Genomic DNA, 11,063 nt, shown 5'->3' on the forward strand with positions numbered 1-11,063 from the left:
GCACCGGCCGGCAGCCCGAGGTCGCCCAGCACCGCCCGGGCCGCCCGCCGCCCGGAGACCAGCGCGCCCTGCACGGTGCTGGTGTCCCGGTGGTCCCCGGCGACGTACAGGCCGGCCAGCAGCCGCACCGGGCGGCGCGGGTTGTGCGGCGGCGGCATCGCCGGCAGCGCGTCCGGGACGTGCCGCACGCTGAGGAACTGCCAGTCCGCCGTCGGGACGCCGTACAGCGCGGCGAGCCGGGCCCGGACGGCCGGTTCCAGCGTGGCCGGGCCGCCCGCGTCGAAGGAGCGCCGCCCGAGCACGGTGGTGGCGATCAGCGCCTGCCCGGCCGGGGCGTAGGACGGGTGCAGTTCGCTGAGCACCAGCGAGTGCGAGACCAGCGGCGGGTGCCCGTTCGGCCGGTCGGCGTCGAGCAGCAGGACGGCCTCGCCGACCGGGGCGCGGTCGGCCGCGTGGAAGAAGGTGGTGACGGGGTGGAAGTCCGGCACCCGCAGTCCGGGCAGCAGTCCGGCGGCGGAGCGGGCGTCGGTGGCGACCACCACGGCCTGGGCGCCGATCCGCCCGTGGGCGAGGGTCTCCACGCCGTCGGCGCCGATCGAGGTGACCCGCACCCCGGTCCGTACGGTGCCGGCGGGCAGCGCGGCGGCCAGCTGGGCGGGCACGGCCGCGATCCCGTCGGCGGGCAGACAGAGCCGGCCTCGGGCGTAGGAGCGCAGCACCAGGTCGGCGATCCGGCTGCTGGTGCCGAGGGCCGGGTCGCCGAGCAGGGCGCTCAGCAGTGGGCGCAGGAAGCCGTCGACGGTGCGCGGGGCGAGTCCGTGGCCGGTCAGCGCGCGGGCGGCGGTGGTCTCCGGGCGGGCCTGCAGCCGGGCGGCCGGGGTGGTGGCGAGCCGGCCGAGCCAGCTGCCGAGGCGGGCCTTGTCCAGCGGGCTGCCGAGCGGGGCCCGGAGGGCGGCCTGCCGGGCGGCGGTGAGCTGTGGGTCCCCGGTGCGGTAGCGGCGGCCGGCGCTGTGCACGAGTACGCCGGGCGCGAGCGGGCGCAGGTCCAGACGGTCGAGGTCGAGCGCCCGGCGCAGTTCGGGGAAGGCGGTGTTCAGCAGGTGGCTGCCGTCGTCGAGACGGAAGCCGTCCAGTTCGCGGGTGGCCATCCGGCCGCCGATCCGGTCGCTGGTCTCCAGGACCTGGACGGTGAGGCCGTGGCCGGTGAGTGCGCGGGCGGCGGCCAGGCCCGCGAGTCCGGCGCCGACCACGACGACGTCCGGGTCGGACGGGCGACGGGCGCGGCGGGTGAAGTCGTACGTGGGCACTGGGGTGCTCCCTCCCTGGTCCCGGGGCTCCGGCCGACGCAGGCAGCGGGGTGCCGGGACACGGTCCGAGGAAGGTGATGCCCAGTCAGTGTGAGCATCAGACAAGTGCGGTGGACCGGATGCGGGGCTCGGGAGGGGTGGTGCGCCCCCGCGCGGGGGCGTGGTCACGGACAGTGCGCCGTGGCGCCCGGGTTACCGGGTCGGCGGGCGCGCACGGTCACCGGGGGCGTGCGACGCGCCCGCCGTGTGCTCCCGTGCGCCCCCTCCCGGAGCCCCGTCCGACCCCCGCCCGGCATATGCCCCTGGTCAGGGCGAATGCCGTACGGGGACTACGCAGAACAGACCGTCACAGCGCCGCCCGCGGAAGCGCACGGCATCACCGGGAGGCCGCGGAGGCCGCGGACCGCCGCCCGCGGAGGCGTCACGGCATCACCGGGAGGCGTCAGAGCGCCGCCCGCACCGCCGAGTCCAGGTCCGGGTGCGCGAACCGGAATCCCGCGTCGAGCAGCCGCCGCGGCACCACCCGGTGGCTGCCGACCACCTCGACCGCCAGCTCCCCGAGCACCGCCTTGAGCACCGCCTCCGGCACCGGGAACGGCGTCGGCCGCCCCAGCGCCCGCCCGAGCGCCGCGGTCAGCTCGGCGTTGGTGGCCGGCTCCGGCGCGGTGAGGTTGAAGGCGCCGGAGAGGTCGTCCCGGTCGAGCAGGAAGCGCAACGCGGACACCTCGTCGGCCAGCGAGATGTAGCTCCAGTACTGCTTCCCGCTGCCGAGCCGCCCGCCCAGGCCCAGCTTGAACAGCGGGAACAGCCGCCCGCCCGCACCGCCCGCGGCGGAGAGCACCATCCCGGTGCGCGGGTGGACGACCCGGATCCCGGCCCGTTCGGCCGGCCGCGCGGCCGACTCCCACTCCAGGCACACCTCGGCCAGGAAGTCGTCCCCGGCGGGGGAGTCCTCGTCGATCACCCGGTCGCCGGTCTGCCCGTACCAGCCGACCGCGGAGGCGCTGACCAGGACCTTCGGCGGCTCCTTGAGCTCCGCCAGCGCGACGGCCAGCGTCTCGGTGCCGTACACCCGGCTCTCCCGGATCTCCCGCTTGTAGGAGTCCGTCCAGCGGCGGTCGCCGACCCCGGCGCCGGCCAGGTGCACCGCCGCCTCGACCCCGGCGAGCCCGTCCCGGTCGACCTCGCCGAGCAGCGGGTTCCAGCCGATCGCGGTGCTGCCGTCGGGCTGCGGCCCGGTCCTGGAGCGGTGCCGGACGAGCCGGACCACCTCGTGGCCGTCCGCCAGCAGGGAGCGGACGAGCGCCGAACCGATCAATCCCGTGGAGCCTGTGACAGCGATGCGCATGGGCCCATCCTCGCAGTTCTTATGGCCTGTCACCTCTCGCACGCGCCCCACTAGCATCAGCCGGCATGACCCGTGAAGACGATCCGACCATCCGCCCGGCCCGACCCGAGGACGATCGCGGCCTCGCCGAGCTCAACCGCTCCTCCTGGTCCACCCTGTCCGACGTAGCCTCGGAGCCGCCCACGGCGGACGGCGTCTTCGACGAGCGGCACACCCCCGAGCAGTACCTGCTCGCCGAGCTGGACGGCCGGATCGTCGGCTACGTCCGCCAGGTCCCGGCGACGCCACTGGCCGTCAACCGGCATGTGCGGCAGATCCAGGGTCTGGCCGTCGACGACACGGTGCGCGGCCGGGGCATCGGCCGCCGGCTGGTCGAGGCCACCTGCGCGGCGGCCCGGGCGGACGGCGCCCGCAAGATGACCCTCCGGGTGCTCGGCTGGAACGCCCCGGCCCGCCGGCTGTACGAGAGCTGCGGCTTCGTGGTCGAGGGCGTGCTGGTCGAGGAGTTCCTGATCGACGGTCGCTTCGTGGACGACGTCTGGATGGCCCGCCAACTCACCGACTGAACCTGCCCCGGGAGCCGACGGGGCGTCAGATCGGGTGCTGCGGAGTCGTGACGTACCTGACCTGTCTGCACCGCCACCGAGCCGGGTACCGTACGCCCGTGAGCAACTCGACGCCTCCCGGGTGGTACCCGGTCCCCGGTGCGGACGGCACCCCCGGTCACGAGCGCTGGTGGGACGGCAACGCCTGGACCAACGAGGTCCGGCCGCTCCAGGGCGGCGCCGGACAGCTCGCCGACGCCCCGACCCAGCAGTGGCAGCCCGCCACCCCGCAGCCGCCGCAGCCCGGCTACGGCTACCCGGCGCAGGGCGGCCCGTCCGCCCCCGGTTACGGCTACCCGGCCCAGGACGCGGCCCAGAACCCCGGCTACGGCTACCCGGGCCAGGCGCCGTACCCGGGCCAGGCGTCCTATCCGGGCCAGGCGTCCTACCCGGGCGCGGCCTACGGCTACCCGCCACCGGCCGGCCCCGGCAGGAACCGGACCGGGGTGATCGTCGGCATCTCGGTCGCCGTGCTGGTCGTCGGCGGGATCATCGCCGGGCTCGTGGTCAACAGCGGCCAGGACACCACGGCGGACCCGACCCCGAACCCCACGGTCACGGTCACCCAGAGCGACCGCCCGTCGCCGAGCCCCACCCCGACCACCGCCGCCCCCAAGCCCGTCCCGTCCCTCAAGAGCACCGTCCCGGACCCGCAGCACGCGATCACCGTCCCGGTGTTCGACGGCTGGGACGCGGCGGCCAACTCCGCACACTCCACCGTCTACCTCGGCAGCGGCCGCTACACCTGCGCCGACGGCAACTCCTGCATCCGCGGCCAGTTCTCGATCGAGAAGGACACCGTCCAGGGCGACACCCCGAAGGCGGCCGCCGACGCCACCATGGCGGGCTACGCCGGGACGATCTTCACCGGGATCACCTCGCACACCGACTCCGGTTCCGGCTACGTCACCGTCGCCGGCGTGCTCGGCTACGCCACCCGCTGGCACATCCGCACCTCGGACGGCACCCAGGGCTACGTCCTGCTGGCCGCCGTCCCGGCCAAGGGCGGCGGTTACGTCGTCTTCGAGGGTGGCGTCGACGACGACCCGGCCGCCCCGGACCCCTCGGTGCTGGACCAGATCCTCAAGGGCGTCAAGCAGGACGGCACCGCCGCCACCCCCGGCAGCACCGCCTGACCCGTCGGATCCGCCTCAGTCCCCGTAGCGCTCCCAGAGCTTGGGGAAGCGTTTCGCCATGACGTCCGGGTCCTCGAAGTCCAGCCTCGCCCCGGCCGGCCGCCCCGCCTGCCGCCCGCCCACCTCGGGCAGCGGCAGGCCGGTCAGCTGCTCGTACGCCTCGTCGGCGGCGTAGCCGAGGTCCTCGGCCTCGCCGTCCTCCTCCTCGTCGAACTCCGGCAGTAGGTCCGCCAGGTCGTCCGGTTCGGCCAGCCCGCCCTCGAAGATCTCCCGGCCCTGGCCGATCAGCCAGCAACGGAAGTAGTCGAAGGTGTCCTCGGAGGCGCCGTCCAGCAACAGGTGGGCAGCGCCCCACAGGTCGTAGCGGTAGGCGCGCTGGAACCGGGCCTCGAACAGCCGGGCGAAGTCGATCACGTCGTCCGGGGTCAGCTGGACGAGGCGCTCCACCAGCCGCTCGGCCTGTTCGTCGGGATCGCCGTCGGCGGCCTCCCAGGTGTCGTCGATGATCTGCCAGAAGTCGGTCTCGTCCATCACTGCTCAAGCATCCCTGTTCCGTCGTCTCCATGCATGCCATGACCCGGCGGAATCCGCATCCCGGGAACGCCGGAGCCCCGCACCGTCCGGGGACGGCGCGGGGCTCCGGTCAGCCGGTGACAGCCCGTCACAGCCGGTTACGACTGTGCTGCCTCAACGGCGGTGTCTCACAGGCCGAGCTCGACCTCGAACTCGCCGGCCTCCAGGATCTCCTTGACCGCGACCAGGTAGCGGGCGGCGTCGGCGCCGTCCACCAGGCGGTGGTCGTAGGAGAGCGAGAGGTAGGTCATGTCACGGATGCCGATGGCGGTGCCGCCGTCGGCCTCGATGACGACCGGGCGCTTGACGGTGGCGCCGATGCCCAGGATGGCGGCCTGGTTCGGCGGCACGATCACGGTGTCGAACAGCGCACCGCGCGAGCCGGTGTTGCTGATGGTGAAGGTGGCGCCGGACAGCTCGTCCGGGGTGATCTTGCTGTCGCGGACCTTGGTGGCCAGCTCGGCGGTCTTCTTCGAGATGCCGGCGATGTTGAGGTCGCCCGCACCCTTGATGACCGGGGTCATCAGACCCTTCTCGGAGTCCACCGCGATACCGATGTTCTCGGTGTCGAAGTAGGTGATGGTGCCCTCGGCGTCGTTGATCCGCGCGTTGACGACCGCGTGGACCTTCAGGGCCTGGGCGGCGGCCTTCACGAAGAACGGCATCGGCGAGAGCTTGACGCCCTCGCGGGCGAGGAAGCCGTCCTTGGCCTTGGCGCGCAGCGACATGATCTTGGTGACGTCCACCTCGACCACGCTGGTCAGCTGGGCCTGCTCGTGCAGGGCCTTCATCATGTTGTCGCCGATGACCTTGCGCATGCGGGTCATCTTGACCGTCTGGCCACGCAGGGCGGACGGCGCGACGGCGGCCTTCGGCGCAGCGGCCGGGGCGGCAGCGGCGACCGGGGCCGGAGCGGCCTTGGCGGCCTCCGCGGCGGCGATGACGTCCTGCTTGCGGATGCGGCCGCCGACGCCGGTGCCGGCGACGGAGGTGAGCTCCACGCCGTGCTCGGCGGCGAGCTTGCGCACCAGCGGGGTGACGTAGGCGTCACCGGCGTCGGCCACCGGAGCAGCCGGGGCGACCGGAGCCGGGGCAGCAACGGGGGCCGGAGCAGCGGCCGGAGCCGGAGCAGCGGCAACCGGGGCCGGGGCGGCAACGGGGGCCGGGGCGGCAACCGGGGCCGGAGCGGCAACCGGAGCCGGGGCGGCCGGGGCGGCAACGGGGGCCGGAGCGGCAACCGGAGCCGGAGCAGCGGCGGCGGCACCCGGGGCACCGATCAGCGCGAGCTGGGCGCCGACCTCGGCGGTCTCGTCCTCGCCGACCAGGATCTTGACGACGACGCCGGCGACCGGCGACGGGATCTCGGTGTCGACCTTGTCGGTGGAGACCTCGAGCAGCGGCTCGTCGACCTCGACCGTCTCACCCTCGGCCTTCAGCCAGCGGGTGACGGTGCCCTCGGTGACCGACTCGCCCAGGGCCGGCAGCAGCACCGGGGTGGCGTCGGCGGCGGCCGGAGCAGCCGGAGCGGCGGCCGGGGCGGCAGCCGGAGCAGCCGGGGCCGGAGCGGCCACCGGAGCCGGGGCGGCGACGGGCGCGGCCTCGGCCACGGGGGCCGGAGCGGCGGCCGGGGCGCCGGTGCCGTCGTCGATGATCGCCAGCTCGGCGCCGACCTCGACGGTCTCGTCCTCGCCGACCTTGATCGAGGAGAGGATGCCGGAAGCCGGAGCCGGGATCTCGGTGTCGACCTTGTCGGTCGACACCTCGAGCAGCGGCTCGTCGACCTCGACACGCTCACCCTCGGCCTTCAGCCAACGGGTGACGGTGCCCTCGGAAACGCTCTCGCCCAGCGCGGGCAGTGTTACTGAGACCGCCATGGTTTCAGCGACTCCTATCAAGTCTTGCGTACGGGAAGTACTGGAAAGGGGGGTGGTGGGCGCGATCAGTCGTGCGCGTGCAGCGGCTTGCCGGCCAGCGCCAGGTGCGCCTCGCCCAGGGCCTCGGACTGGGTCGGGTGCGCGTGGATGAGCTGCGCGACCTCGGCCGGCAGGGCCTCCCAGTTGTAGATCAGCTGGGCTTCGCCGACCTGCTCGCCCATGCGGGCGCCGACCATGTGGACGCCGACCACGGCGCCGTCCTTGACCTGGACGAGCTTGATCTCGCCGGCGGTCTTCAGGATCTTGCTCTTGCCGTTGCCGGCCAGGTTGTACTTCAGGGTGACGACCTTCTCCTTGCCGTACAGCTCGACGGCCTTGGCCTCGGAGATGCCGACGGAGGCGACCTCCGGGTTGGAGTAGGTCACGCGCGGGACGCCGTCGTAGTCGATCGGCATCGGCTTGAGGCCGGCCAGGCGCTCGGCGACCAGGATGCCCTCGGCGAAGCCGACGTGGGCGAGCTGCAGGGTCGGGGCGAGGTCGCCGACGGCCGAGATGGTGGGCACGTTGGTGCGCATGTACTCGTCGACCAGGACGTAGCCGCGGTCCATCGCGACGCCGTTCTCCTCGTAGCCGAGGCCGGCCGAGACCGGGCCGCGGCCGATGGCGACGAGCAGCAGGTCGGCGTCGATCTGCTTGCCGTTCTCGGTGGAGACGCGGACACCGGCCTCGGTGTACTCGACGCCCGAGAAGCGGGCCTTCAGCTCGAACTTGATGCCGCGCTTGCGGAAGGCGCGCTCCAGCAGCTTGGAGGAGTTCTCGTCCTCCAGCGGGACGAGGTGCGGCAGCGCCTCGACGATGGTGACGTCGACGCCGAAGGACTTCCAGACCGAGGCGAACTCGACGCCGATGACGCCGCCGCCGAGGATGACGGCCGACTTCGGGATCCGGTCGAGCTTGAGGGCGTGGTCGGAGGAGATCACGCGGTTGCCGTCGATCTCCAGGCCCGGGATCGAGCGCGGCACCGAACCGGTGGCGAGGACGATGTGGCGGCCTTCGATGCGCTGGCCGTTCACGTCCACCGAGGTCTGCGAGGAGAGCTTGCCCGCGCCCTGGATGAAGGTGACCTTGCGGGATGCCACCAGGCCCTGCAGGCCCTTGTACAGGCCGGCGATGACGTCGTCCTTGTACTTGTGGACGCCGTTGATGTCGATGCCCTGGAAGGTGGCCAGGACGCCGAACTCGGCGGCCTCCTTCGTCTCGTCCGCGATCTCGGCGGCGTGCAGCAGGGCCTTGGTCGGGATGCAGCCGCGGTGCAGGCAGGTGCCACCCAGCTCGCCCTTCTCGACCAGGGCGACGCTCAGACCCAGCTGAGCGGCGCGGAGCGCCGCGGCGTAACCGCCGCTTCCGCCTCCGAGAATGACTACGTCGAAAACGGTGCTGGCGTCGTTCGCCACGTCACGTCCTCCATGCAATGGGGTGGGTCGCCGGGCCGGTCGCGGTCCGGTGGGTCGGAAGCCTTTGTGGGGCGCCCAGTCGTGCCGGAAATACATCTTCGCACTTGTTCGCGGTGGCTGATGTCCGGGTCCACCCCAGGGGTGTCCCGCGGAGTGGTCACCGGGGCGGGAATACCCCCGACGGAAGGGCATCATCGCAGCTCAAGGCCTTGTTGACAGCCGCCGGACGGGCGGCTTCCGCCCGCTTCGGCGTCGCCTCTTCCGCAGTGCGGAACAAAGTTTCGCCCGTGGCGAACAAGGGTGCGGTGGGGAGTCCCGGGCTACTCGCAGGTAACCCGTACGGGAACGCCGACGGGGGCCCGGCGCACCCGCGCCGGGCCCCCGTCGAGGCCGGGACCTGGAGGATCAGGCCTTGCCGTTGGCCGCGGTCTGCTCCGCGAAGCGGACCAGGGTGCGCACCGCGCTCGCGGTGCCGCCCTTCGGGGTGTAGCCGAACGGCGCGCTCTCGTGGAACGCCGGGCCGGCGATGTCCAGGTGCGCCCAGTCGGTGCCCTCGGTCACGAACTCCTGCAGGAACAGGCCGGCCACCAGGCCGCCGCCCATCCGCTCGCCCATGTTCGCCAGGTCGGCGATGGTCGAGTCGGTCATGCCCTTCTTCAGGTCGGCCGGCAGCGGCATCGGCCAGGACTGCTCGCCGACCTCGCCCGCGAGGGTGTGCAGGTTGTCGCGCAGCTCGTCGTTGTTGGCCATCACACCGAAGGTGCGGGTGCCCAGGGCCAGCACCATGGCGCCGGTCAGGGTCGCCACGTCGACGATGACGTCCGGGGCGTCCTCGCCGGCCTTGACGATCGCGTCGGCCAGCACCAGACGGCCCTCGGCGTCGGTGTTCAGGACCTCGACGGTCTTGCCGCCGTACATGCGCAGCACGTCACCCGGGCGGGTCGCGGTGCCGGACGGCATGTTCTCGGCCAGCGCCAGCCAGCCGGTCACGTTGACGGCCAGGCCCAGGCGCTTGGCGGCCACCACGGCGGCGAACACGGCGGCGGCGCCGGCCATGTCGCACTTCATGGTCTCGTTGTGGCCGGCCGGCTTCAGCGAGATGCCGCCCGAGTCGTAGGTGATGCCCTTGCCGACGAACGCCAGCGAGGCCTTCGCCTTCGGGTGGGTGTAGGCCACCTTCACCAGCCGCGGCGGGTTGGCCGAGCCGGCGCCGACACCCAGCAGACCGCCGAAGCCGCCCTTGGTCAGCGCCTTCTCGTCCAGCACCTCGACCTTGAGGCCGTGCTCCTTGCCGGCCGCCTGGGCGATCGCGGCGAAGCTCTTCGGGGTCAGGTCGTTCGGCGCGGCGTTGACGAGGTCGCGGGCGCGGTTCATCTCCTCGCCGATCGCGGCGGCCCGCTCCACGGCGGCCTTGGCGTCCTTGCTGCCCTTGCGGGCGGTCAGCACGACCAGCTCGCCGACCGGCTCCTTGCCGACGCCGTTGGCCTTGTACGTGCCGTAGGAGTACGAGCCGAGCAGGCCGCCCAGCGCGACCGCCTCGACCTGCTCCGCGGACTCGGCCGGCAGGGCCAGCGCGGCCTTCTTGGCACCGGCCAGGGTGCGGGCGGCGACGCCGCCGGCGCGGCGCAGCGCCTCCAGCTCGTAGCCGTCCTCGGCCGCCTCGCCGAGGCCGACCGCGAGCACGAGCGCGGCCTTCAGCCCGGCGGGGGAGGCCACCTTGACGGCCTCGCCCTCGGCGCCGGTCGCGCCCAGGGTGCCGAGGATCTCGGCCAGCTTGCCCTCGAACGCCTCGTTCACGGCCTCGGCGCCGGGCGCCAGCAGCATGCCCTTGGGGCCCTTCGCGACACCGACCACCAGGGCGTCCGCGCGCAGCGAGGCGGCGGAGGAGGTGCTCACAGACAATGCAGTCACGTAATGCGTCCTGTTCTTTCGCGGTCCACGGCCGGTCGCGGCGTGACTGCCGAACCGGCGCAGCCCGCCGTCCAGGCTGTCCGCCGGCGGGACCAGCGGGTCCGGGCCCCCTGGTGCGCGCGGCCGCGACGGCGGACGCGAACACCAGAGGACCCGGCTCCACGGTGCGCGCCGGGCGGGCAGGACCTGCCACGGTGCAGGGCTGCGGTGCTTCAGGCATGGTAGTCCGCATGCTGGGATCACGCGCCGCCCGGTGTCAGCCCAGCAACGCCAAGGCGAACAGCGTCCCGGTCGCGGCGGTCTCGGCCATCGCGCCGAGCACGTCCCCGGTGATTCCGCCGAACCGGCGGACACACCGCCCGAGCAGCAACCGGGCCCCGCCCGCCCCGAGCGCAACGGCCAGCGGGAGACGCACGGCTGACCATCCGTCGAACAGTCCGGCCGCGGCCAGGGCCAGTGCGGCGACGAGCGTCCCGATGACGGCCCCGGCGGGTGTGACGGTGCCCGCCACCATCGCCCCCAGCCCGCCCGGTCGGGCGGCCGGCACCGACCGCAGACAGCCCCAGGCGAGCGCGCACCGCGCGGCCACCGCCGAGGCGAGCACGGCGAGCGCGCCGCGCAGCGGCGACTGCCCGAACTGGCCGGCCAGCGCGGCGACCTGGACCAGCAGCACCAGCAGCAGGGTCAGGACGCCGAACGGGCCGATGTCGGACTGCTTCATGATCCGCAGCGCGTCCTCGGCCGGCTTGCCGCTGCCCAGCCCGTCGGCGACGTCCGCCAGGCCGTCCAGGTGCAGCCCGCGGGTCAGCGCGGCGAGCACCCCCACCGCCGTCACCGCCCCCAGCAGCCCGCCCG

At 73.6% G+C, this 11,063-nt stretch carries 9 protein-coding genes; 2 read left to right on the forward strand and 7 right to left on the reverse strand.

The features are described 5' to 3' along the window. Both BG452_RS20415 and BG452_RS20420 read right to left on the reverse strand, forming a co-directional pair. Nucleotides 1–1,307: NAD(P)/FAD-dependent oxidoreductase (locus BG452_RS20415; RefSeq protein WP_188305777.1), on the reverse strand; the 1,307-nt coding region annotated here is incomplete at its 3' end. A 442-nt stretch (nucleotides 1,308–1,749) separates the two neighbouring features. Continuing rightward, a complete protein-coding gene (locus tag BG452_RS20420) occupies nucleotides 1,750–2,655 on the reverse strand; it encodes a TIGR01777 family oxidoreductase (RefSeq protein ID WP_188305778.1) in 906 nt (301 codons plus the stop codon). Between the two features lie 65 nt (nucleotides 2,656–2,720). On the opposite strand from BG452_RS20420, the gene BG452_RS20425 reads away from it, so the two are divergent. Together BG452_RS20425 and BG452_RS20430 are read left to right on the forward strand one after the other, a co-directional pair. Further along, the gene (locus BG452_RS20425; RefSeq protein ID WP_188305779.1) at nucleotides 2,721–3,221 is read left to right on the forward strand and encodes a GNAT family N-acetyltransferase; all 501 of its coding nucleotides are present in this window, start codon (nucleotides 2,721–2,723) and stop codon (nucleotides 3,219–3,221) included. 98 nt (nucleotides 3,222–3,319) lie between these two features. After that, nucleotides 3,320–4,396: a DUF2510 domain-containing protein gene (locus BG452_RS20430; RefSeq protein ID WP_188305780.1), complete on the forward strand. Its 1,077-nt coding sequence runs from the start codon at nucleotides 3,320–3,322 to the stop codon at nucleotides 4,394–4,396. A 15-nt stretch (nucleotides 4,397–4,411) separates the two neighbouring features. Here BG452_RS20430 and BG452_RS20435 read toward each other — a convergent pair whose 3' ends face one another. The 5 genes from BG452_RS20435 to BG452_RS20455 all read right to left on the reverse strand — a co-directional run. Next, nucleotides 4,412–4,927: a DUF4240 domain-containing protein gene (locus BG452_RS20435; RefSeq protein WP_188305781.1), complete on the reverse strand. Its 516-nt coding sequence runs from the start codon at nucleotides 4,925–4,927 to the stop codon at nucleotides 4,412–4,414. 170 nt (nucleotides 4,928–5,097) lie between these two features. After that, nucleotides 5,098–6,843, reverse strand: coding sequence for a 2-oxoglutarate dehydrogenase, E2 component, dihydrolipoamide succinyltransferase (gene sucB, locus BG452_RS20440; RefSeq protein ID WP_188305782.1), 1,746 nt, complete (start codon nucleotides 6,841–6,843; stop codon nucleotides 5,098–5,100). A gap of 65 nt (nucleotides 6,844–6,908) precedes the next feature. Beyond that, nucleotides 6,909–8,297 (reverse strand): dihydrolipoyl dehydrogenase, encoded by a 1,389-nt coding sequence (lpdA, locus tag BG452_RS20445; protein ID WP_188305783.1) that lies wholly within the window; start codon nucleotides 8,295–8,297, stop codon nucleotides 6,909–6,911. A gap of 405 nt (nucleotides 8,298–8,702) precedes the next feature. Beyond that, nucleotides 8,703–10,208 (reverse strand): leucyl aminopeptidase, encoded by a 1,506-nt coding sequence (locus tag BG452_RS20450; RefSeq protein ID WP_188305784.1) that lies wholly within the window; start codon nucleotides 10,206–10,208, stop codon nucleotides 8,703–8,705. A gap of 256 nt (nucleotides 10,209–10,464) precedes the next feature. Further along, on the reverse strand, nucleotides 10,465–11,063 hold a 599-nt coding region (locus BG452_RS20455; protein WP_188305785.1), incomplete at its 5' end, for an adenosylcobinamide-GDP ribazoletransferase.

Origin of the sequence: Streptomyces sp. CBMA123 (assembly GCF_014596465.1) — a bacterium.
Taxonomy (GTDB): Bacteria; Actinomycetota; Actinomycetes; order Streptomycetales; family Streptomycetaceae; genus Kitasatospora.

Bases quoted from the DNA above. Each gene is read 5' to 3' on its own strand.
- sucB (WP_188305782.1), bottom strand. From the start codon at position 6,843: ATGGCGGTCTCAGTAACACTGCCCGCGCTGGGCGAGAGCGTTTCCGAG.
- BG452_RS20435 (WP_188305781.1), bottom strand. From the start codon at position 4,927: ATGGACGAGACCGACTTCTGGCAGATCATCGACGACACCTGGGAGGCC.
- BG452_RS20425 (WP_188305779.1), top strand. From the start codon at position 2,721: ATGACCCGTGAAGACGATCCGACCATCCGCCCGGCCCGACCCGAGGAC.
- BG452_RS20420 (WP_188305778.1), bottom strand. From the start codon at position 2,655: ATGCGCATCGCTGTCACAGGCTCCACGGGATTGATCGGTTCGGCGCTC.